The sequence below is a fragment of the Cryptosporangium japonicum genome, assembly GCF_039524755.1.
GTDB lineage: Bacteria > Actinomycetota > Actinomycetes > Mycobacteriales > Cryptosporangiaceae > Cryptosporangium > Cryptosporangium japonicum.
The window spans coordinates 45,475-67,443 of record NZ_BAAAGX010000018.1 but is presented as its reverse complement, the minus strand read 5'-3'; the positions used below and the strand labels follow the sequence as shown (position 1 = coordinate 67,443).

General features: G+C 70.0%; 20 protein-coding genes. 6 read left to right on the top strand and 14 right to left on the bottom strand.

Annotated features, from left to right (window positions below):
- Positions 1–106: 106 nt before the first annotated feature.
- The 3 genes from ABD437_RS23545 to ABD437_RS23535 all read right to left on the bottom strand — a co-directional run bounded on the left by ABD437_RS23545 (position 107) and on the right by ABD437_RS23535 (position 3,748).
- Positions 107–1,213 (bottom strand): BMP family ABC transporter substrate-binding protein, encoded by a 1,107-nt coding sequence (locus ABD437_RS23545; protein WP_344651078.1) that lies wholly within the window; start codon positions 1,211–1,213, stop codon positions 107–109.
- An 81-nt stretch (positions 1,214–1,294) separates the two neighbouring features.
- Entirely contained in the window at positions 1,295–2,527 is a 1,233-nt protein-coding gene (locus ABD437_RS23540; RefSeq protein ID WP_344651077.1) for a PucR family transcriptional regulator, read from the bottom strand.
- Positions 2,528–2,641: 114 nt separating this feature from the next.
- Entirely contained in the window at positions 2,642–3,748 is a 1,107-nt protein-coding gene (locus ABD437_RS23535) for an acetamidase/formamidase family protein (protein ID WP_344651076.1), read from the bottom strand.
- A gap of 797 nt (positions 3,749–4,545) precedes the next feature.
- Here ABD437_RS23535 and ABD437_RS23530 point away from each other — a divergent pair.
- Positions 4,546–5,424 (top strand): helix-turn-helix domain-containing protein, encoded by an 879-nt coding sequence (locus ABD437_RS23530; RefSeq protein ID WP_344651075.1) that lies wholly within the window; start codon positions 4,546–4,548, stop codon positions 5,422–5,424.
- A 78-nt stretch (positions 5,425–5,502) separates the two neighbouring features.
- Here ABD437_RS23530 and ABD437_RS23525 read toward each other — a convergent pair whose 3' ends face one another.
- Positions 5,503–5,739: a DUF397 domain-containing protein gene (locus tag ABD437_RS23525; RefSeq protein WP_035848457.1), complete on the bottom strand. Its 237-nt coding sequence runs from the start codon at positions 5,737–5,739 to the stop codon at positions 5,503–5,505.
- Between the two features lie 212 nt (positions 5,740–5,951).
- Here ABD437_RS23525 and ABD437_RS23520 point away from each other — a divergent pair, with 212 nt between their 5' ends.
- Positions 5,952–6,161, top strand: coding sequence for a hypothetical protein (locus tag ABD437_RS23520; RefSeq protein WP_344651074.1), 210 nt, complete (start codon positions 5,952–5,954; stop codon positions 6,159–6,161).
- 366 nt (positions 6,162–6,527) lie between these two features.
- Here the strand turns inward: ABD437_RS23520 and ABD437_RS23515 are convergent, their stop codons facing one another.
- Genes ABD437_RS23515 through ABD437_RS23495 form a run of 5 tightly spaced genes read right to left on the bottom strand, consistent with a single transcriptional unit; the run spans position 6,528 to position 12,491 of the window.
- Positions 6,528–7,127: a GTP-binding protein gene (locus ABD437_RS23515; protein WP_211247246.1), complete on the bottom strand. Its 600-nt coding sequence runs from the start codon at positions 7,125–7,127 to the stop codon at positions 6,528–6,530.
- A complete protein-coding gene (locus ABD437_RS23510) occupies positions 7,120–7,581 on the bottom strand; it encodes a DUF742 domain-containing protein (RefSeq protein WP_344651073.1) in 462 nt (153 codons plus the stop codon). The genes ABD437_RS23515 and ABD437_RS23510 overlap by 8 nt, the downstream gene beginning before the upstream one ends.
- Positions 7,578–8,039, bottom strand: coding sequence for a roadblock/LC7 domain-containing protein (locus ABD437_RS23505; protein ID WP_035848452.1), 462 nt, complete (start codon positions 8,037–8,039; stop codon positions 7,578–7,580). The genes ABD437_RS23510 and ABD437_RS23505 overlap by 4 nt, the downstream gene beginning before the upstream one ends.
- On the bottom strand, positions 8,036–11,368 hold the full coding sequence (locus ABD437_RS23500; protein ID WP_344651072.1) for a nitrate- and nitrite sensing domain-containing protein: 3,333 nt from the start codon (positions 11,366–11,368) through the stop codon (positions 8,036–8,038). Before ABD437_RS23500 ends, ABD437_RS23505 begins: the two co-directional genes overlap by 4 nt.
- The gene (locus tag ABD437_RS23495) at positions 11,355–12,491 is read right to left on the bottom strand and encodes a hypothetical protein (RefSeq protein ID WP_344651071.1); all 1,137 of its coding nucleotides are present in this window, start codon (positions 12,489–12,491) and stop codon (positions 11,355–11,357) included. The genes ABD437_RS23500 and ABD437_RS23495 overlap by 14 nt, the downstream gene beginning before the upstream one ends.
- A gap of 693 nt (positions 12,492–13,184) precedes the next feature.
- Here ABD437_RS23495 and ABD437_RS23490 point away from each other — a divergent pair.
- Positions 13,185–13,592 carry a hypothetical protein gene (locus ABD437_RS23490; protein ID WP_344651070.1) on the top strand — a complete coding sequence of 136 codons (408 nt, stop codon included), beginning with the start codon at positions 13,185–13,187 and terminating at the stop codon, positions 13,590–13,592.
- 46 nt (positions 13,593–13,638) lie between these two features.
- On the opposite strand, the gene ABD437_RS23485 is transcribed toward ABD437_RS23490, so the two are convergent.
- Both ABD437_RS23485 and ABD437_RS23480 read right to left on the bottom strand, forming a co-directional pair.
- Positions 13,639–15,087, bottom strand: a complete 1,449-nt coding sequence (locus ABD437_RS23485; protein WP_344651069.1) for a DUF2252 domain-containing protein — start codon at positions 15,085–15,087, stop codon at positions 13,639–13,641.
- Between the two features lie 70 nt (positions 15,088–15,157).
- Positions 15,158–17,233, bottom strand: a complete 2,076-nt coding sequence (locus tag ABD437_RS23480; protein ID WP_344651068.1) for a putative bifunctional diguanylate cyclase/phosphodiesterase — start codon at positions 17,231–17,233, stop codon at positions 15,158–15,160.
- Positions 17,234–17,384: 151 nt separating this feature from the next.
- Between ABD437_RS23480 and ABD437_RS23475 the strand changes: the two genes are divergently transcribed.
- Complete coding sequence (locus tag ABD437_RS23475; RefSeq protein WP_344651067.1) at positions 17,385–18,602, top strand: sensor histidine kinase; 1,218 nt, start codon at positions 17,385–17,387, stop codon at positions 18,600–18,602.
- Here ABD437_RS23475 and ABD437_RS23470 read toward each other — a convergent pair.
- The 3 genes from ABD437_RS23470 to ABD437_RS23460 are packed head-to-tail and all read right to left on the bottom strand — an operon-like array spanning position 18,577 to position 20,388.
- Complete coding sequence (locus tag ABD437_RS23470) at positions 18,577–19,038, bottom strand: deaminase (protein ID WP_344651066.1); 462 nt, start codon at positions 19,036–19,038, stop codon at positions 18,577–18,579. The genes ABD437_RS23475 and ABD437_RS23470 overlap by 26 nt on opposite strands.
- Positions 19,028–19,594: a RibD family protein gene (locus tag ABD437_RS23465; protein WP_344651365.1), complete on the bottom strand. Its 567-nt coding sequence runs from the start codon at positions 19,592–19,594 to the stop codon at positions 19,028–19,030. The genes ABD437_RS23470 and ABD437_RS23465 overlap by 11 nt, the downstream gene beginning before the upstream one ends.
- A 35-nt stretch (positions 19,595–19,629) precedes the next feature.
- Positions 19,630–20,388, bottom strand: coding sequence for an enoyl-CoA hydratase/isomerase family protein (locus tag ABD437_RS23460; protein ID WP_344651065.1), 759 nt, complete (start codon positions 20,386–20,388; stop codon positions 19,630–19,632).
- Positions 20,389–20,938: 550 nt separating this feature from the next.
- On the opposite strand from ABD437_RS23460, the gene ABD437_RS23455 reads away from it, so the two are divergent.
- Complete coding sequence (locus ABD437_RS23455; RefSeq protein ID WP_344651064.1) at positions 20,939–21,601, top strand: Rossmann-fold NAD(P)-binding domain-containing protein; 663 nt, start codon at positions 20,939–20,941, stop codon at positions 21,599–21,601.
- Positions 21,602–21,687: 86 nt separating this feature from the next.
- Complete coding sequence (locus ABD437_RS23450; protein ID WP_344651364.1) at positions 21,688–21,867, top strand: transposase; 180 nt, start codon at positions 21,688–21,690, stop codon at positions 21,865–21,867.
- Positions 21,868–21,969: the final 102 nt, after the last annotated feature.

Here is a 21,969-nt window from a genome sequence, read left to right as displayed (position 1 = left end):
TCCGCCGACCCCGGAAACCGGTTGTGCCCCGCACACCGAAAAGCAGTGGACCCGGCGACGTCGCCGGATCCACTGCTACTCGCCGTACTCGGGGTGTTGCGGAGGGTCAGCTGCTGCTGTCGGGGATCTCGACCTGCGGGCCGTACTTGTTGACCTCGTTCGTGACGTTGACGGTGCCGCTGCCGATGTCGGTGATGAACTGCGCGAGGTCGGCGTTCTCCTGGTTGGTGCCGTTGCAGAACCGCACCGTCGGGACCTGGTCCACGCCGATGTGCCACTCACGCCGGGTGCCCATCTTGAGATCGCCCTTGGAGAAGTCCTCCAGCGCGGCCGCGAAGTACTCTCCCGGGTCGAAGATGACCGAGACGGCGAACGACGGTGAGGTGGAGTCGCACCGGTTGGTGCCCGGCGTGGACAGCAGGATCCCCCGGGCGTTGCCCACCTTGGCCGCCGGGTCGGCACCGCCACCGAGGTAGGGGTAGACGGCCTTCACGCCGTCGTCGGCGAGCTGCTTCATGGCCGCCTCGGCCTTCGGCCCGTCGTTCAGGTCGCCGGTGAAGACCGGCGTGTACTCCAGCGGGGCGCTGCCCATTGCGTACTTGAGGCCGGCGTAGAACGCCTTGGCCGCGTCGATGGAGAAGTCCACCACCGGACCGGAGATGAAGCCGGCCTTCGAGTAGCCCTTGTTCTTCATCAGCAGCCCGTTCGCGTACCCGGCCGCGATGACGCTCTCGAACGTGAAGTCCTGCGAGATCAGGATGCCCTTTTGTTCCTTGAGGCTCGTGCTGGACGGCACGTACCAGTACGCGTTGCCGCAGTCCCCGTTCGTCGCGGCCGGTACCGCGTCCTGGATCTCCGAGGCGCCCAGCGCGACCAGGTCGGGCTTGTACTTGGCGCAGGCCGCCTTCGCGGCGGCCAACGCGGTACCGGGCTTGATGTTGCCCTGCCGCTCGATCGACCAGCCCTGCCGGGCGGCGAACGCGGACGCCTTGTTCAGGAAGCTCTCGTAATACCCGTTGTCGTCCAGGTTGCCGGGGCTCAACACCAGGACGACGACTTTGCCGTCCTTGTTGATGTCGGCGTTTCCGGTGGTTCCGGCAGTGGCGGCGACCGCTACGTCCGCATAGCGATTGTCTTCGCTACATGACGTGACGGCGAGCATTAAGCAGACCGCGGCCACCGCGATGCGCGTCATTCGGGTGGACAGTCTCATGGGGGTCCTTCCGGGGGTCCTTGCACCTTCGGAGCACACTAGTCACACGCAAAAACCGGGCAATGAGGTCGAAGTCGCTGATCAGGGTCTCTTGTTCACGCCGGGGCGGTCCGAAAACCAGCCGCCGACGACAGGATCGTGTTCATCGAGGGCCAAGAGCAACTCCTGGGCCGTGAGCGCCGCCTGCAACAGCACGATGGCTTCCGGGTCCAACGGGTCGACACCGAGCAGCGTCTTGATCTGGCCCACCCGGTAGCCGACCGAGTTGCGGTGCAGATGCAGCGCGTCGGCGACGGCGGTGCGGCTGCCGCTGGACGCCAGCCACGCGCGCAGCGTACGGATCAGGTCCTCGCGGGGAAGCAACGGCCCCAGATGCCGCTCGACGAACTCGCGCAGGCGCTCCGGCGGCACCGTGACCAGCAACTGCGCCAGGCCCAGCGACGCGTACGGCAGCACCAGTTCGTCGCCGCGACCCGAGCTGCGCCGCAGCAGCAGCGCCAGCAGCACCTCGGCCTCGCGGAACGAGTGCGCGGTCCGGTCGGCGCCGTTCACCACCGGACCGGACGCGGCGCGCACCACGCCGTCACCGACGACGGCCTGCGCCCGCGCACGCAGCCGCTCGAGTTCGCCGTCCTCGCCGCCCGGCAGCACGGTCCAGGCTCGACGTCCCTGGTGGAGCGCGGTCACGCCGGCCCGGGGCAGCGCGGTGGCCCAGGCGCGCACGTGGGGCCCGTCGTAGTCGAAGACCGCGCCGGCGTGCGGGGCGTCCAGGCGCATGCCGAAGCGGGCGGCGGCGCGGGTGAGGTCGTCGGGGGCGCGCAGCGTTCCGCAGCGCAGTTCGTCGACGAGGTCGGCGCCGGCGGCGGAACCCGCTTCGGCGGCCGCGTCCCGGCGGACCGCCTCGATCGCGAGCGCGGTCGTGGCCGCCAGCAGGTACGGCACGACCGCCGGTGGGACCGGCTCGGCGAGCAGCGCGATGCCGAAACGGCGCCGATCGGCGCGGACCGCGGCGGCCCGGACCGGACGACCGTCGGACATGGTCAGCGGCACCGGCCGCTCGGCCCCGAACACCTGCGCGACGTCGGAGGCCCGGACGCTCGGCGCCTCCGTGCCGGGCGGCACCGAGGTGGCCAGCAGTGCTCCGTGGACGTCGAACAACCAGGCGGCGTGCCCGGTGTGGGCGGCCAGCCGGCGCAGGATCGCCGACCATCCCTCACCGCCGAGCGTGAGCTGGTTCAGCTCCCGCTCGAACTCCTCGGGGGTCGCCGCCGGTGAGACCGGCCCTCCGCGCGGTGCGATCGGGCGGGACGTCATGGGAACCCGACCGCCCTCCATGGGCGGAACCATACCTCCCGGTCACGCAGTGTCTTCGGCACCGTCGTTACCGGGAGGTATCGTCGCTCAACGTGTTCTCGCGAACACGAGAACTCAGGCGCCGAAGTCCGCCTTGCGGATCATGCAGTGAACACCCTTCACCGCGTCGACGACCTGGCTGACCTCGAAGTCGCCGGCCGCGCTCAAGTAGGCCAGCGCGGTGGCCCGCGGCACGCCCTGGTGGGTCTCGAGGAACGACACCGCGGCACGCACGGCCTTCTTCATGGCCTCGTTCAGGTCGGGGTCCATCCCGGTCGGGATCCAGTGCGTGTCGGTCTCGACGAACGGGTTGCGGATCGCCCCGACGGCCGCGCGCGCGGCCCCGTCCTTGAGCACGGTCAGCCGCAGGGTCGCGCGCAGCGGCGCCTCCAGCGCGGTGAGCGCCACCTCGCCGTCGCCCTGGGCGTAGTGCGGGTCGCCGGCGTAGAACAGCGCCCCGGCCGTCTGCACCGGGAGATACAGCGACGAGCCGGCCTGGAGCTCGTTCACGTCCATGTTGCCGCCGTGGTCACCCGGCGGCACCGAGGGCACCGCCTCGTCGGTGTCGCGCGCGACGCCCATCAGGCCCAGGAACGGACGCAGCGGGAACCGGACGCCCCGGCCCTCGCCGAAGCGCAAATTGCCGTAGAGCACGCCGCCGTTCTCGGTGACGTCGGTGAAGTGGATGTTGCTGCCGAAGCTCGTCGGGTCGAGCACGTCGGCATCCTCGCGACGCAGCGTTCCCTCGGGGAACTCGCCGGGGAGAGCGCCGTAGCCGTGCCGGTTGCTGATGAAGCCGTAGGGCGCGCGGATCGCCAGGTCGAGGACGTCGACCCGGAGTAAGTCGCCGGGCTCGGCCCCGGCGACCGCGATCGGGCCGGTGACGACGTGCGGGCCGTCGTCGAAGCTGTGGGTGAGATCGGACGCCGCGAACACCCGCGAGTCCTCCAGCACCTCGGTCGCCTTCACCCCGAAGCCGGCCAGGTAGGCGAGCGGATCGCGGCCCTGGTCCTCGAGAATGCCCTCGTGGCTGAGGGTGTCGATGGTGACCGTCGCACCGCTGTCCACGTTCAGCACCGGCGCGCTGGCGCGGTTGGGCAGGAAGCCCCACAGAGCCGTTTCCGGCGTCGTCTCGAGATAGTGGTCGCCGGGGATACGACCTTCGCGCGGCTGCAGCGTCACGCCGAGCTCCTTAGTGCGGTGAGGGGCGAGCAAGTCGTATACGACACTGCGTGAACCGTGTTTCAGTCAGAAGTCCGAGCCAGGAAGCTCGGGTAACAGAGGGTCTGCTGAAAACGGTCGATATACGTACTTAACCGCACCAATAATCGCGCTCTGGAGTCCCGGATCGGCACCATGCGATACGGCGTCTCACTATCTCGAAATGGCGGTATACGATCCGTAGGCGGTATGTCCGGGCTGCTCAGCGGCGACATTTTTGTCCAGAAGCGACGTCTCTGGTGTTACCGCGGCGGGGTATGGCGAATGTCGCACCGGTTGCCCCAGCAAAGGCTTTCCGCTGGTCATTTCGTCAATCGGAGAGTCGTTCGTTTTTTCCACCCCGTCATGGGGGCCTGCCCACTGGAGCAACTCGTTCCAACTCCACTACGATCCGTGCGCTACGTACCGCAAATGAGTGTGTGTGGGAGGCAACAGGTGAACGCGACGTCCCGCCCGGGATCGGGCCGGTCTCGCTTCACGATCAACGCGGACGACGACCCCGTCGGTTCATGGTGGGTCGTCCGAATACCCGCCGACTTGCACCCTCGCGACTTCGCCAATGTGCGCAGCAAGGTGCGTCCATTGCACGCGAACTCCTCTAGGACGTGCCATCCTTCGGTGAGTCACGTCGCGGTCACTCGTGCCGCGTGGCCGCTCGCCCGTCCGTCACTAGTGGCCGAGGCGGGTAAGACGCAGGATCACCGGGCCGACACCGTCCGGTGTACCCACGCTAGGCGAACTAGGGGCTGGATTCGGTGATGACGCCTGAGCCTGGCGCAGGCCCCACCGTCCTGCGCATTCTTCTGGGCTCCCAGCTGCGCAGGCTACGCGAGGAACGCAACGTCACCCGCGAAGACGCCGGCTACGCGATCCGCGCCTCCGAATCCAAGATCAGCCGCATCGAACTCGGCCGCGTCGGCTTCAAGGAGCGCGACGTCTCCGACCTGCTCACCCTGTACGGCGTCAGCGATCCGGCCGAGCGCGAAGCGCTGCTCTCCCTGGCGCGGGAGGCCAACCAGCCCGGCTGGTGGCACAAGTTCGGCGACATCCTCCCCCAGTGGTTCCAGGCCTATGTGGGCCTGGAGGCCGCGGCGTCGCTGATCCGTACGTACGAGGTGCAGTTCATCCCCGGCCTGCTGCAGACCGAGGACTACGCACGCGCGGTGGTGCTGCTCGGCAACGGCAGCGCGCCGAAGGAAGAGATCGATCGCCGGGTGCAGCTGCGCATGGAGCGTCAGCAGCTGCTGTCCCGTCCCAACGCCCCGCGCTTCTGGGCGATCATCGACGAGGCCGTGCTGCGCCGCCCGATCGGCGGGCGCGAGGTCATGCGCGCCCAGCTCGATCTGCTGGCCGAGCTCTCCGAGCGGCCCAACGTCACGCTCCAGATCATCCCGTTCGGCTTCGGTGGCCACGCCGCGGCCGGCGGCGCGTTCTCCCTGCTCCGCTTCCCCGATCAGACGCTGCCCGACATCGTCTACATCGAGCAGTTGACGAGCGCTCTCTACCTCGAGAAGCGCGAGGACGTCGACACCTATCTGGAGTCGATGGAGCGCCTCGCCGTCGAGGCGGACTCACCGGACCGCAGCCGCGAGCGTTTCGCGGAGATCCGTAAAGACTTCGACCTGCCGCTCCGCTGACGTCTACGGAGCTCGTACGGCTTTCGATGCGGAGCGCGCCCGACCGCGCTCCGCGCTAGACCACCACCGCGCCGGTCTTCAACTGACGAAGTGGTCGAAGTCGCCGCTGCGCGCACCGGCGATGAGTGCCGCGATCTCGTCGCGGGTGTAGATGAGGGCGGGGCCCTCGGGGTGACGGGAGTTCCGGACCGCGAACTGCCCGTCCGGCAACCCGGCAATCTCCACGCAATTGCCGTTGGGGTTGCTGTGACTGCTCTTCAGCCACGCCACCGGACCCAGTTGCCCGGCAGGTATGCCGTTGTACAGGTGGTGCATATTGCGCCTCTCTCGGATCGCCGGCGGGACGTCAGTGGCCGCCGGTGCACGATCGGCGGTACGACGCCCCGTGCCGTCGCGTGCGCCCATCAAATTAGGCCATCTGCACGTGCAGACGCTCTTGCACATGCACTGCCTGATGCAGGAGGATAACGCACGTGCGCGACGGTTCTTTCGGTCGAGCCGTCGAAGGTCGGCGACGGGAGGTTGACATGTCCCCTGCTTCACGCCCCGCTCGGGCGGAGTCCGCTCGCGGCTGCGCGCACAGAGAAGCGGCCTGGAAAGTCGAGCTCTCCGCCCGGCTCTGCACCGACCGGGCGCACGCGGCCCGGCTGCGTGGGCTCGCGGCGTGGCACCAGCGTCAGGCTGACCACTTCGACAAGCTCTTCGGCGACGACGGCGCGTCGCCGGCCACTGCCTGACCGATCACCCCGCACAGCTCCGACGGTCCTCCACATCGGACACCGTTGGCCCAGGCCGGTGCGGGCTGGAGGCGCCCGGACCCTCCAGCTCGTGCCGCCATCCCGAACCGTCCGCGCGTCGTCTCCCCGGCATGGCGACGCGCGGACTTTCGCGTTCTCCGGGGCAGTCACGCAGCGTCAGACGCGCTACACCTAAAATTCTTGCTCCGCCGTCCATCGCCGCCCGATCTGCGCGCCTCGAGTGGTCCAGGTCACAGCAGAACATCTATTTGCGCAACATTCGCTGACTCTGAGTAACGACAAAAGACCGGCGGGCGGCCCAGAAAATTGGGCTCGCCCGCCGGTCTTCGTTCGGTCGCGACCGGGTCAGGTCGCGGCGACCTGTTCTCCGATCGCCTTGTGCAGCGCGCGGTTGAGCAGTACGAGCAGGGTGTCACGCACCGACCGCCGGTCACGCGCGTCGAACGCGACGACCGGAACCTGGTCGTCGATCGCGAGCGCCCAGCGGACCGCGGCGAGGTCCTGCGCGAGCAGACCGTCGAACGCGTTGACACCGACGATGAACGGGATGCCCGTGTGCTCGAAGTAGTCGACCGCCGGGTAGCAGTCGTCGAGCCGCGAGCTGTCGACGACGACGAGCGCCCCGAGCGCGCCCCGGGCGAGGTCGTCCCACATGAAGCCGAAGCGGGACTGCCCGGGAGTACCGAAGAGGTACAGCTTCACGCCGGCGTCGATGGCGACCGAACCGAAGTCCATCGCCACGGTCGTCGTGGTCTTGGTCGAATGTTGGCCAGGGATGTCGATCCCGACGGCCACCTCGGTCATCTCGGCCTCGGTGGTCAGCGGGGCGATGTCGGAGATGGCACCGACCGTCGTGGTCTTCCCGACCCCGAAACCACCGGCGATGACGATCTTTACCGGGAGCGGTGGCTTCGAGCCGGGTGCTGATGCGGTGCGGTCAGACAATGGCACTGAGTCCACGGATCACTCGCAGGATGAGTTCGGGAGAGTTGGGGGAGCTCACATCATGGTTGTGCACGTCGAGATAACCGGTGGCCCGCAGGTCACCGACCAGGATCTTGACGACGCCGAGGTGGAGCTTGAGGCGGGCCGAGATCTCGGCCACGGAGATGGGCTGGGCGCAGAGGGTCACGATGGCTCGGAGTTCGGGCGAGAGCCGCGAGGTCGGCACCCGACCACCGCGAGAACCTGCCGTCACCTGGGTCTCGAGTCCGATCTCCGGGTCGGCGGTGACCCGGCCGGAAGTGAGGACGAAAGGCCGCAACTGCGCACCGGACGCCTCGGAACCGACGTTGCTGGCCTTGTTGGGCGTGTCTCCGGAGGGGGAGAGCGACGAGGCCTTCAGATACGGCCGGATGGAGGCCGGTTCCTCTGCGTCGGATCCGCCCAGGATCCTCATGACTGTACGGAGTTCTTCAGTTCGACGATCAGCGCCGGCGTCAGCACAGCTCCGGCACGGCTCGCGAAGAGCGTCATCTCGTAGGCCACGGTGCCCAGGTTCGCGGTGCGGTCGGCGATGACCCCGAGCACCGATCCGCGGCTGATCGCGGTCGCCAGCAGGTAACCGCCGGTGAGGTCCACGATGACCTTGTTCAGGCCGCCGAGGGAGTACGTGTCGGCGACACCGGCCGCGAGGCTCGTCATACCCGAGATGACAGCCGCGAGACGGTCGGCGTTCGCGTGGTCGGAGGTGGCCGACTTCGCCATCAGGAGACCGTCAGCCGATACCGCCACCGCCTCGACGACCCCGGCCGTGCCTGTGCAGAAGGAGTCCAGCAACCAGTTGAAAGTCTGCGCCTCGGCACTGAGGCCGGCGGTCGCCAGGTCGCCGCCGTTGGGTCGGTAGGAGCTGTTCATCGTGGTGATCCTTCGTGCTGATGGTCGTCGACGACGACCCTGTTGAGAGCGCGGGACACGCCTGCTTCGATCTGCTCGATCAACGCCCGGGCGGCGTCGGGGTCCGCCACCGGTGTTGCCGTGACCGAGGCGCCGCCCCGGCCGCTGGTGAAACTCTTGAGCGTTGCTCCAGGCACCCGACGCTGCAGGCCACCAGAGGTGCGCTGGCCCTGCTGTTGCGGTGGGGGGCCCGCCGGAGCGGGCCGTTGCGGCAGCACCGGCGGAGACACCGGTGCTGCTGCGGGGACGTGCCTGGAAGGCGCAGCGTGCCCGGCAGCCTGCTGCGAATTCCACGTCGGTTGAGCGACCGGAGGAGGCGTGTGCACCGGCCCGGGGGGCGGGGTGCCGAACGTCGCCTGCTGGGCGCTCATCGAACCCGGCCGAGGGCCGGGAGAATAGCTGTTCAGACCATTCGAGCCGGTGGAACCGTTCGACCCGTTCGAGGGCGGCGGGGCCATCTGCGGCACCGGGCCGGTGTCACCGGCCCGCTGCGCGTTGCGGACGCCGGCCTCGAACTCCTCGATCAGCGCCCGGGCGGCGGCCGGGTCACCGGCGTCGCCGAGGACCTGGGGTTCGGCCTGCTTCCCCGTCGTGTTGACGCCGACCGGGAGCTGCGCCCCCGGCACCCGCCGCTGCAGACGCGGGAGCGTCGAACCGCCGGGCGCGCCCGGACCGGCCGCGGCCGGCGTGGCCGCGGGCGGAGCCGAACGCACCGGCAGCGGCTGCGTCGTGTGCGTCGACAGCGGCTGCGGGATCGGCGCCGCCATCGGCGGAGCCGGCGCGATCGGCGCGGGGCGGGCCGCCGGCTGCGCCGGAGCCGCGGGCAGCGACCGGAACGCGGCCGGCTGAGCCGGCTGCGTGGGCTGGGACGGCTCGACCGGACGGCCGCCCGGCGCGTTGTCCCACCAGGAGACGTCGGTCGCGGGTGCCTGCGCGGGTGCCGGGTCGCTGCGGTACAGGGCCGTACTGGCCCCCACCGGCTCGACGTCGACCGGCTCGCGCTGGCCGGGAACCGGAGCATCGGTGCCCGAGAACGCGTTCCACGGCCCGGCCGAGATGGCCCGCGAGGCCCGCTCCAGCGCCACGTTGTCGAACATCGCGCTCGACGCCACGACCGGCAGGTTCGCGGCCGGCTCGTACCCCGGGTTGGGCTGCTCGTAGACGGGCGCCGGCTCGTACGACGGGCCGGGCTGCCCGTACGCCGGGCTCGGCTCGTAGGCCGGGACCGGCTGGTCGTAGCGCTGGTGGGGCTGGTCGTACGCCACCGCCGCGGGCTGCTGGAACCCGCCGGTGGACTGGGCGTAGGACGGCGTCGGCGCCGGATCGGCCGGCATCGCGGTGTTCGGCACCCGCAGTACGTCGGGGTGAGCCACCGGCGGACCGGCCGGGAGCGCGCGCGGCGGCTCCTCGACCGTGGCGATGCCCTGGTAGATCGAGGGCACCAGGTGCTGCTCGGTCAGCGCGAGCACCGCGGTGACACCGCCGCCGGAGGTCGGCACCAGCGCGACGCTGATGCCGTGACGACGGGCCAGCCGGCCGCTCACGAACAGACCGAGCACCTCGGTGGGGGCCAGGTCGAGACGTTCGCGTCGGGCCAGTCGGGCGTTCTCCTCCGCCAGCCGCTCGGACGACATGCCGATGCCGTGGTCGACGATGAGGACCTGGGCACCGGCCCTGGTCGCCTCGGCGCTGACCGTGACCCGGGTGTGCGGCGGCGAGTACGCCGTCGCGTTCTCCATCAGCTCGGCGAAGATCAGCGTGAGGTCGGAGATGACCGACGGCTGCACGACGATGTCTTCGGGAACGTCGATGTCGACACGGGTGTAGTCCTCGATCTCACCGAGGGCGAGCCGGGCGATGTCGCCGAGCGCGAGCGGCGTGCCGCCACCCTGCTCGGTGGCCATCGACCCGGAGAGAACGACCAGCGAACCGGCGTTCCGGTTGAGGCGGCTGGAGAGGTGGTCGAGCTGGTAGAGGCTGCTCAGCCGCTCGGTGTTGGTCTCCTGCCGCTCCAGCCGGTCGATCATCGAGAGCTGACGACCGATGAGGTTCTGCGTACGGCGTCCGATGTGACCGAACATCGTCGCGACGTTGCGGCGGCTGGTGATCTGACGTTCGACCAGTCGGGCCGCGGTGTCCTGCACCTGCTCGAACGCCCGGGCCAGCTCACCGATCTCGTCCCGACCGGTCGTGTTCACCGTGTCCAGACGGACGGGCTCGAAGACTTCGGACTCGTCGTCAGCGACCCGGGTGAGCTCTGTCTCGACCGCGGTGGCGATGCGGTTGGCGGACGAGGCCAGTGCGACCAGCGGCTGCGAGACCCGACGTCCGACGAGCAGGGTCAGCCCACCCACCAGGCCGAGGACCAGCACCAGGGCGGCACCGATGCCGGCGGCGGCCGCGATGGCGTCCCGCCGCTGGGCTTCGGTGGCCGCCACGATGTCCGACACCAGCTTGGTCTCGATGTACCGCGTCTGACCGAGGAAGGACTGGAACCGCGGGAAGTACGTGACCAGTGGCAGGTCACGGACCCGGTCGAGGTTGGCCTTGGTACCGAGGTCGGCCAGCTCCGTCGAGGTACGGGCGTTGTTCGCCGTCTGGACCAGGCGGTACAGCGTCGCCTGGGTGGGGTTCGCGTACTGGAAGTACGCGTTGGTGTACTCGGCCGACGTACCGAGGCCGGAGACGTACTGGCTCAGCAGGGTGGCGTTGGGCGTCGCGAGCAGCAGGGTGAGCGTCGCCAGGTTGAGCGAGTTCTGCTCTCCCAGGTGCAGCGCGGAGTCCATCGCGAGGATCTGCCGGCCGATCGAGGTCGACGCGTCGGAGATCCGGTACAGCTGCAGACCGTCGATCAGCGAGTTGATCAACCCGGTCAGCTGCTGCGACACGACGGTCTGCGGAACGTTCGTCGCGAGCGACTCTTTCCGCAGTTCGACCAGCTGTTTGAGGTCGTCGACGGCCTTCACCAGGGTGGGGGGCGACTCGTCGCTGATCGCGGCCTTCACGTCCGCGATCTCGTCGTCGACGATCGCTTCCTGCTGGAGGACGTCGGACTTGGTCGCGAAGCCACCGGCGAGGTAGCCGATCGTCAGCAGACGTTCGGCCTGCAGTTCCCGGACCAGGGTGGCGACTTCACCAGCCACCTGGATGTCACGGGAGTTGTCGTTGGCGCTGTCGGCGTCGGAGATCCGGCCCACGATGACCGAGAGCGCGAGGACCGAGACGGCTAGCAGTGGGATGACCGCCAGAAGGACGAGCTTCCCACTGATCTTGAGCCTATCGAGGAACACCGACCCGCTCCCGCCTCGCGTCGCGTCCAGCGTCCAGGTTGTTCATGTACGGGTCGCCGGCCAGGTGGTCCGGACCGGCCGGGTAGCCGGCGTAGTCGGGGTTGCCCGGCCCGTACGGCGGCTGCTGTCCGTGCGGTCCGGGCATCGCCTGCGGGCCGCCCGGGCCCTCGACCTGCTCGGCGCGCGAGCGGCGCCCGCCGAGCAGGATCAGCACGAAGCTCGCGATCGCCGCGAGTACCGCGATCACCAGCAGCGCGATGGCCAGGATCCGGCCGGTGTCGGCGCTGCTCTTCCGGTCGTCGACCTGCTTGCCCAGCTCGTCGAGCAGGGTCGGGCTGAGTGCGACCGCCGCCTCCTGCGCCGCGAGGCGCTGGGTGGTGACCGTGGCCGCGACCGGGATCGCGTTCAGCGTGGTCTGCCCGGGAGGAGCCAGGGTCTCGACGCCACGCTGGAAGTTGTCCAGGTTCTGCAGGAGCGTGGTGCTGAACGTGCCGCTGTCGGAGTTGTCCACGGCCGAGGCCATGTCGGACGCGACGTCGGCTCCGGACTCCGAGACCAGCTGGCGGCTGACGGCGAGGCTGGTCAGCGTGCTGTTGGCCTGGCTGAGCTGGTCCTGGAAGGTCTCCGGGGAGCCGCTTTGCTCGAGCTTGAACCCCTTCGCGATGACGGCCTGGTCCTGGTAGCGGCCGGCCCACACCACGGTCAGCGGGATCTCCTCGAGCGCGGCGTCCTGCAGGTAGCTGATGACGCCGTCGGCGTCGCTGCGCAGACCCGAGGCCTGCGCCACCCGCTGGTAGAGCGCGAGCATCAGGTCGGTGGCCTCGCCGTAGTTCTTGAACGCGCCGTTCTGGTCGCTGCCCTGCTCGGGGAGCGTCTCGATCCGGGCGCGGAGGCCGGACCAGCGGTTGCTGGTGCCGAAGTCCGAGCCGAACTTCTCATCGGCGTCGGCCACCGCGTTCAGCGCCTCGGTGAAGTCTTCCTTCTTGACCGCCTTGCCACTGACCGCGTTGGACTGCGCGTTGACGAGGACGGGAAGGAGCTTGTCGAGCGCCTTGGCGTACTCGACGCCGTCCAGCTCGCGGGAGTGCAGGTCACTGTCGTCTGAGCGGGTTCCCCACACCAACGCGAACAGCGCTATTACGGAAATTACCGTAATAAGCTGCAGCGCTAGGGGCGCAAACGCCCGCAATGGGGCGGACCGTAACCGGGATCCGGACCCGGGAGAAGTCATCGCTCATCCTTCACCAACATCGCCTGCGTGTGGACCCTGCGGCCAGCTTCTGCACCGGCCGCCCCGCTCGAGCAAGAAACCAGCGCCATACGAAGCTAGTTCTTCGATAAACCCGACCGCAAGATGCACACCGCTAACCACAAGAATCACAGCGAGATCGATGCTGTCGGAAAATAAATGCCAGTACGTTTTCTGCGTTATGCCCGAATCCGCAGACATAACTTACCGATAAGTAAGAACAATTAATAACTTCTGTCGGCGCCTTCGGAGCGTATTTCAGACCTCACGCAGCGCGACGAAATTCCCCGCACCCTGGGCGATCACCTCGCCTGCCACCTGCCGAAATCTCGACTTAACTTAAATGGCCACAGCGCGACGCGGACTCGTCGGCACTCGGCAGCCAGTTGACCATACCGGAATATGCGACTGCAGGCGCACCGCCCCCACTGAGGACAGTCGGCACCCCGTTCCACCCCACCCTCCACTGAAGACTTCTGTAACGACACCCCTCAGAGGTTTGCCCGAAATGTGAGGGTATGGTTGAGTACGCCCTGCCCGAAATAAGGCATTCGAGGGAGGTAGGGCATGCGAGACCGCACCAAGCGCTTCGCCGTCGCCGTCGCCGGCCTGGCGATCGCCGCGGGGACCGTGTTGGCGTCGGCACCGGCGGCCGACGCGGCCACCGTGACCGGTCGGACCACGGCCACCGCGGCGCACGACCGTGACGACCACCGCTGGGGCCGCGACGACGACGACCGTCGCTGGGGCCGCAGCCACGGCGAGCACCGCCGGCACTGGAAGAAGCACTGGAAGAAGCGCTCCCACTGGGAGGGGCGCCGGCACCACCGCCACCGGCACCAGTGGCGTAACCACGGCCACTACGGCAGCTACCACGAGGCCTACCTGATCGGTCAGCGGTACCGGGGCTCGTCCTGGGAGTCGTTCCGCTGCGAGCGGTCCGGCGGCGCCTGGGTGCTGCGCGTTTACGCCTGACACCGGCGGCGTCCCCGCAGCCTGCGGGTTGCGGGGACGTCGGCGTTCAGGCGCGGAGCGAACCGTTGAACGGACGCGCCTCCGCGCGCGGAGGCGCCGGCAGGCGCGGCGCCGGCATCGCTCCGCTCTTTACCGCTTCCACCAGCACCGCATAGTCCGTTTCGGTGCGGTCGGCGTACTGCTGGCCGAACTTCACCACCGACCGGTCAAACCGATCGTTCTGTCCGATGTACCCGGCGATCGCCGCCGGATCGCCGCTGCGGGCGTGGGCCCGCGCGAGGACACGCCCGCACAACCGGGAGTACTTCGCCAGCCCCGGCGCATCGAACGTGGACGTGTCGAACGAGCCCTTCGCGTCCCACAGCTGCCGCACGTAGTAGTCGTGTCCCGCCGCCGGGTCACGGAACCACCCGAGCAGAACGTCGGGTGCGGCCTGGATCAAACGCTGCCCCTCGACGACACGCTGCCCGGCGTTGCGGTAAGGACTCGGCGTCAAATGCCACTCGAGCACCGACTGCCCGGCTTCTTTGATTTGGAGCAAAAGCGGATCGTTCGGCGAGGCCGCCAGCAATACGACCCAACAACGACTGCCGACGCTTCCCACGCCCACGACTTTCCGGGCGAAGTCGACGAAGGTGTACCGGTCGAGCAGAACCCGCCGATCGGCCGGCAGCGTCTGCCGGTACTCGCGGATGCAGCGGCGGACCAGTTCCTCGTCCATGCCCTCGTCGGAACTGTCCGTGACGTGGGTGAGCAGCGGTGGGTCCTCGCGCAGCCGCCAGCCGCCGTTGACCCGCTCGGTGAGCTTGGCCGCCGCGCTCAGGTGGTCACGGCTGCGCGCCTTCTCCACCGCCTGCAACGTGGGCACCGACGACCGGCCGCGCTTGAGGAGCGGAACCAGGTCGTCGACTTCGATCCGGTCGTACCAAACCTCGAGCGCTCGTTGCGTTGCGTAATCATTCATCGCGTCGCGATAGCCCGCCGCCGCACTCGCCGCGGCGGTAGTGGCCTCACCGTTCTTGAAGCGATTCGCGCGCGCCGCCAGAATGACACTGCTGACCAGACGCTTCAGATCCCATTCGAACGGCGCTTCGAGCGTCTCGTCGAAATCGTTCAGGTCGAAAACCAGCCGACGATCCGGCGTTCCCGACATCCCGAAGTTCTGCAGATGAGCGTTTCCGCCCGCTTGCACGAATAGGCCGCTGTGCGGGTGCAGCGCTAAATCGTGGGCCATCACCGTCGCCGCACCACGGAAAAAGCTGAATGGGGACGCGATCATCCGCTCGTACCGCAGCGGCAGCAGATCCGGAAGCCGCTGCTCGTCGGCCGCGGCGAGAAGAGTCAGCGGATTACGACCGTCGTCCGCGAGCTCGGCCTGAGCGGCGCGGGAGACCCTGCTCCTGGCGTTGCGGCCGAGTTCGTATCCGACGGGAGACACGACGGTCAGTCCACCCAACGTGGCCCCCTCCCCGGGTTCCTCGAGGCTGTCTGCCACGTTAACGGAGGTTGGCCGACAGGGAAATGCCAGGTGATCACCGCATCGTGGCGATCTCGTTGCGGCGTCGTCACCGACCAGCAAAGGCCGGAGAACCCGGAAGATACCGGATGAACTCCTCGGGCCCGAGCGCAGGTGCGTAGTACCAACCCTGACCGGTGTCGCACCCCAGCGACCGCAGTCGGTCGCGCTGCTCGGCGCTCTCGATCCCCTCGGCCACCACCTGGAGACCGAGGGCGTGGGCCAGCCGGAGCAGCGCCTGGAGGACCTGGTCGTCGAGCGGGGTGCGGTCGCTGGCGGTGAGGCGCTGCACCACCCCGCCGGACAGCTTCACCACGTCGACCGAGAAGTTGCGCAGCAGCGGCAGGTTGGCCCACCCCGCGCTGACGTCACCCACCGCCAGCCGGACGCCGAGCGCGGCGAGCCGCTGCAGCGGCGTGGTGTTCACCGTGGCCACGGTCCCGGCCGCCAGCTCCAGCTGCAGCCGCCCCGCCTCCAGCCCGGTCTCCTCCAGCACCCGGACGACGTCGTCGACCAGGTTCGGGTCGGCGAGCTGCGCCGCGGCCAGGTTCACGCTGACGTACGGGGGCTCCTGGCCGACCGACGGCCAGCGCGAAGCCTGCCGGCACGCCAACTCGATCACCCGGCGGCCGATCGGCACGATGGCGCCGGTCTCCTCGGCCAGCCCGACGAACCGCTTCGGCGAGAGCAGCCCGAGCTCGCGGTGGCGCCAGCGCACCAGCGCCTCGGCGCCGCGTACCGCGCCGTCGGACAGCCCGACCAACGGCTGGAACTCGACGACGAACTCGTCGCGCTCTAACGCCGCGGCCATCTCGGTGGCCAGCGTGTAGCGGGCGACCCGCTGGTCGTTGCGGTGCGGGTCGTAGACGGCCCAGCGGCCCCGGTGCTCGGACTTGGCCCGGTACATGGTCAGTTCGGCGGCGCGCATCAGGTCGGCCGCACTGGCGTCGCTGGCCGCGTGTTCGACGACGCCGATGCTGGCCGGCAGCGTGAGCCGGCCGTCGGCGGGTGGGAACGGCACCGCCAGCGAGCGGACGATCTCGGCGGCCAGCCGCTCGACGTCGGCCACCCCCGAGGTGCCGGTCAGCAGGATGCCGAACTCGTCGCCACCGAGGCGGGCCACCAAGGCGTCGCCGGAGAGCGTGTCGAGCCGTTCGCCGACCGCGGCCAGCAGCTGGTCGCCGACCGGGTGCCCGAGGCTGTCGTTGACGACCTTGAAGCCGTCCAGGTCGAGCAGGCACAGCCCGATCCGCTCGGCGCCGGTGCGCTCGCGCAGCACGGCGGTGAGCCGCTCGACGAACAGCTCGCGGTTGGCCAGCCCGGTCAGCCGGTCGTGGGTGGCGGAGTGTTCGGCGGTCAGGCGGAGCACGCGCTGCTCGGTGACGTCCTCGACCAGCAGCGTGTGCGTCCGCGGGCCGCCCTCGTCGACGACGAGCGACATCCGGATCGACAGCCACGTCTCCGCGCCCCCGGGCCGGGCCAGCCGGCACTCGAGGTGCAGCGGCGTCGCGTCGGCGTTCAGCCGGGTGTACGCCTCGTCGAGGACACCCCGGTGCGCCGCGACCAGGAACTCGCTGAGCCGGCGGCCGGTCAGCGCGTCGACCGGCAGGCCGAGCAGCGCGGCCAGGCCCTCGTTGACCTCGGTCAGCCGCCCGTCGGGAGTGCCCAGCGCGAGGCCGACCGGCGGACCGCTGAAGACGGCCCGGAACTTCGACTCGCCGGCCCGCAGCGCACGCTGGGCCTCGGACTGCGCGGCCAGCGTGGCCTTCCGGACCAGCTCCCGCTCGCGCGCGGCGGCGAACCCGGTGGCGAAGGCCGCGGTGAGCTCACCGACGGCGGCCGCCGAGCCCGGCATCAGCGCGGGGAAATCCGCGGCGAGCAGGCGGAGGCTCTCGCCGAGCGCGGCCGGCTCGGCGAAACCGCCCTCGACCAACGCGGCACCGGCCGCCGCGGCCCTGGCCGGGTCGACCGATCCGCCCGAGACGGCCGCGACCAGGTGGTCGACCGCGCCGACCAGCTCGTCGGCCGGGGTACCGGCCGGGCGCAGCGCGCGGGCCCAGCTCGCGGCGAACGCGCGTCGGCGATCACCCCCGGAGCCCGGCTCCGGAGCGAGAGTGAGGTCCACGGCGGTCACGTGCGCGGAGACCCGGTCGCACGCATCAGCCGTAACTCCATGCCAGCGAGAGTAGCGAAGCGCCACGACGCATACGCGTGGAGTCGTCACATCAGATTCTTCTCAACCATGCTCAGAAGCGGCCGAAAGGCACGGGGTGACGATGAGCACGCGCAGCCGTGCACAGATGCTCGAGCCGTACGCGATCATCGGCGAACCGGCCGAACCCGACCTCGAGGCCATTGCCAGCATCGCCGCGCACATCTGCGGCGCGCCCACCGCGGTCGTGAACCTCATCGACGACACCCACCAGCACCAGGTCGCCGCGCACGGCTTCGCCCGGTCGGTGTGCGACCGCGAGGACTCGATGTGCGCGGTGTCGATCGCCCTGCCCGAACCGGTCTACCTGCCGGACGCGCGGCTCGACCCGCGGTGGGCCGACAACCCGTTCGTCACCGGCGTGATCGGCGACGTGCGCTTCTACTCCTCCACGCAGCTGGTCAACGCACGCGGCGAGGTGCTGGGCACGCTCTGCGTGTTCGACGAGGAGGTCCGGGAGATCACCCCGGACCAGCGCACCCAGCTGGAGCTGCTGGCGCACCAGGTCGTCGACGTGCTCGAGCTGCGTCGGCAGAGTTTCGAGCTGCACGCCGCCGTCGCCCAGCTCGAACGCGCCCGCGAGGAGCTGGAGCGCTCGAACGAGCACCTGGCCGCGTTCGCCGGCCAGGTCAGCCACGACCTGAAGAACCCGCTCGCCAGCGTCGTCGGGTACCTGCACAACCTGTCCGAGGTCGGCGCGGTCGTCGGCGAGCCCGAGGCCGCGTGGTGCACCCAGCGCGCGTTGGCCGCGAGCCAGCGGATGAGCGACATGATCGGCCACCTGCTCGACTACGCGAGCGTCGGCGGTTCGCTGACGCTCCAGCCGGTGGACCTCGGCCAGGTCGTCACCGAGCTCACCGACGACCTGAGCGACGCGATCGCGTCCGTCGGCGGGGCGCTGGCGATGGACGGTCAGCTCCCGACCGTGGCCGGGGACCCGGTGCAACTGCGTGCCGTGCTGCAGAACCTGATCAGCAACGCGCTGAAGTTCCGCCGCCTCTCCCGGCCCCCGCGTGTCGTGGTGAGCGCGTGCGGCCGGGACGGCAGCTGGCTGGTGCGGGTGGCCGACAACGGGATCGGCATCCCCTCCGACCGGCGCGAGCAGGCGTTCGCGCTGCTCAGCCGGGTTCACGACGAGTCGGCCCGGGAGATCGCCGGCAACGGCATCGGGTTGGCGACCTGCAAGCGGATCGTGACCGCGCACGGCGGGGAGATCGGCCTGGCCGACACCCCCGGAGGGGGCACGACCGTCTGGTTCACGCTCCCAGCAGATGCGCGTTGACTTTCCGCACCAGCGGCGCCAGCGACGGGACCTCGACGACCGTCAGGCCGGCGTCGCGTAGCCGCTCGGCGCCCTCGCAGTCGACGAAGATCTCCGGTTCCCGCCAGGCGAACACGACACGGCGCAGCCCGGAAGCGAGGATCAGCTCGGCGCAGGTCCGGGACCGGGACGCCCGGGCCGAGCAGGGTTCGAGCGAGCTGTAGATCGTCGCGGTGGCCAGCCGCGGGTCGGTACCGGCCCGGGTGAGCGCGGCCTCCTCGGCGTGCTCGTGGGGGTCGTCCCGCCGCGACCACCCGTCCGCGACGAGCGTGCCGTCGACGTCGACGATCATCGCACCCACCGAGAACGCGCTCGTCGACGGCGTGCACCGCCGGGAGAGTTCGATGGCCTGGCGCAGCCAGTGCAGATCGGGCTCGGTGGGGTGCTCAATCCCCATCGGGTGGCCCCAACAGGTACCGGATCAGCACGACGTCACCGATCGGGCGGACCTCGGCCAGCCGCATGCGGTCGGCGGCGCCGTGCGGATACCGGCCGGGGCCGGCGAACCGTGGCGCGGCCGGGTCACCGACGAAGAACGGCGCGACGACGAGATGCAGCTCGTCGACGAAACCGGCGGTGAGGAACTGGGCCTGGACGGTGCCACCACCCTCGACGAGCAGCCGCCGCACGCCGCGCGACACCAGGTCGTCGAGGACCGTCGGCAACGGCTCGCCCCGGTACACGACCGTCGGCGCGCCCGGGCCGAACACCGCGGCACCGGGGTCGAGCCGGCCGCTGCGGCTGAGCACCACCCGCAGCGGCGGCTGCTCGCGCGCCGCACGCCGGGCGGGCGACCGGATCAGCAGCCGGGGGTTGTCCCGGCGGACGGTCTCCGCGCCGACCAGGATCGCGTCACAGGTCGCGCGCACCTCGTCGACGCGGTCGAAGTCGGCGTCGTTGGAGAGCAGGAGCCGGTCCGGCGTCGCGTCGTCGAGGTAACCGTCGACCGACATCGCGGCCGACACGACGACGTACGGCCGGGCACCGGTCACGGTCGCCACGGGAAGGTCGGCACGCGGCGCTCGGCGAACGCGGCGACGCCCTCGGCCAGTTCGGCCGCGCCCTCGTCCGCCCAGCGCCGGTACCGCTCGGCCGTCGGCCGCCCGTCCTGCGCCGCCCGGATCAGGTCCTTCGCGGCGTGCTGGGTGAGCCGGGACCGGCTCGCGAGCGTGCGGGCCAGCTCCCCCACCCGGGCCTCCAGGCCTCCCGGCGGCACCAGCTCGTCCACCAGCCCGGTCCGCAGCGCGCGCTCGTCGTCGATGAAGTCGCCGGTGAAGAGCAGGAACTTCGCCGCGGCCGGGCCGACCAGCTCGACCAGGCGCGCGGTCGTCGCCGCCGGGTACACGACGCCGATCTTCGCCGGGGTGATGCCGAAGCGGGAGCCCCGCTCGGCGACGCGCAGGTCGCAGGCCACCGCGATCTGGCACCCGCCGCCGACGCACCACCCCCGGATCGCGGCCACCACCGGCTTCGGGAACGCCACCAGGGCCTCCTCGGCCAGCGTCGCCGGCATCGTCTCGCCGGGGGCGAAGCCGGTGAGCGTGGAGATGTCGGCGCCGGCGCAGAACGTGTCGCCGGCTCCGGTGACCACCACCACCGCGACGTCCGGGTCGGCGGCGAGCTGGTCGAGCAGCGGCGGGAGCGCGTTCCACATCTCGTTCGTCATCGCGTTCCGCTTGGCCGGGTTGTCGAGCACCACGGTCGCGACGCCGTCGAGAATCCGGCTGTGAACCCGCCCCGTCTCCATTCCGGTGACGATAGTGCGCGTAACTCTGTGAGCCAGCTCGCGTCCGTGACATAACCACTCAAGGCGGACGGGTTGCCGCCGACGTGCATGCTGAACCGGTGCACCGACCGAACCTCCGGACGGTTGAATCCGTGTCCCCTGTGCGTGCCGACCTGTGGCCGAGGCGGGGGCGGATGCCGCTGAGGCGTAGGCGTTGCACGGCTGTTGGCGGTAGCCTCGTGAACAGCGCGTGACCCTCCCGGGAACGCGCGGCGAGGCCGCCGCGTTGACCCGAGCAGGCGATTCACCGTCGCCTGGCCCCGTCCCGACTCGCCCGAGGATCATCGAATGGACCCAGTGGCACCCTTCGCGATCGCTGTGATGACGCTGGCCGGCGGCGCTTTCGTACTCTCCTGGGCCGCGGAGAAGACTCGTCGTGCGGCCCGGCCGGTGCGCGTGCGCGCCCAGCGCCGCCGCCCGACCGATCGTCGCTGACCCCCCACCCGTTTCCACGGCGAGGGCGACCTGAACCAGGTCGCCCTCGCCTTTTTGCGAATGTGACGATGCTCACGTGAAGGTGATCCTCTTCGGCGCGACCGGGATGGTCGGCCAAGGCGTGCTCCGCGAGTGCCTGCTGGCCGACGACGTCACCGAGGTGCTGTCGGTGGGCCGCACACCGTTGAGCCGCGCCGATCCGAAGCTGCGCGAGCTGCTGCTCCCGTCGCTGGACGACCTGACGCCGGTGGCCGATCAGCTCGCCGGGTACGACGCCTGCTACTTCTGCCTCGGCGTCTCGTCGGTGGGCCTGGACGAAGCGGCGTACCGCCGGATCACCTACGACCTCACGCTCGGCGTCGCGCGCCTGCTGGCCGAGCGGAACCCCGGGTCGACCTTCACGTACGTGTCCGGCCAGGGCACCGACAGCTCCGAGCAGGGGCGCACGATGTGGGCCCGGGTGAAGGGCAAAACCGAGAACGACCTGTTGGCGCTGCCGCTCGAGACCTACGTGTTCCGGCCCGGGTTCATCCAGCCGATGAACGGCGAGGGCCCTCGGACGCCGGCGTTGCGCTGGGGTTACCGGGCGCTCGCACCGGTCACGAAGCTCGCGACCCGGGCGTTCCCGAAGTACGCGACGACCACCGAGGCCCTCGGCCGGGCGATGCTCCAGGTGACCCGCGAGAAGCCGGAGCCTCGGGTGCTCGGCAACCCGGAGATCACCCGCCTGGGCCGCTAGGGCGTGTTCAAGAAGTCGGTCGTTCGTTGGGTGATGCGTGGCTCGTGGTGATCTGACGAACGCCGAATGGGAAGTGTTTGTCGGCGGTGCTGCCGCCGGCGAAGCCGGGTGGCTGGCCGCTGCGTTCGCGGCGGCCGGTCATTGACGGGATCCGGTGGCGGGTGCGCACCGGTGCGCCGTGGCGGGATCTGCCGGAACGCTATGGGCCGTGGGGCGTTGTTGCGGGACTGGCAGCGGGACGGGACCTGGGCGCGGGTGGTGTCTGATCCGCAGTCTCGGGCTCGGGCCCGTGGGTTGATCACGTGGGATCGGGTCCTGGCCGATAAGGCCCACGGATCTCGCGCCAACCGCCTCTACCTGCGCCGACG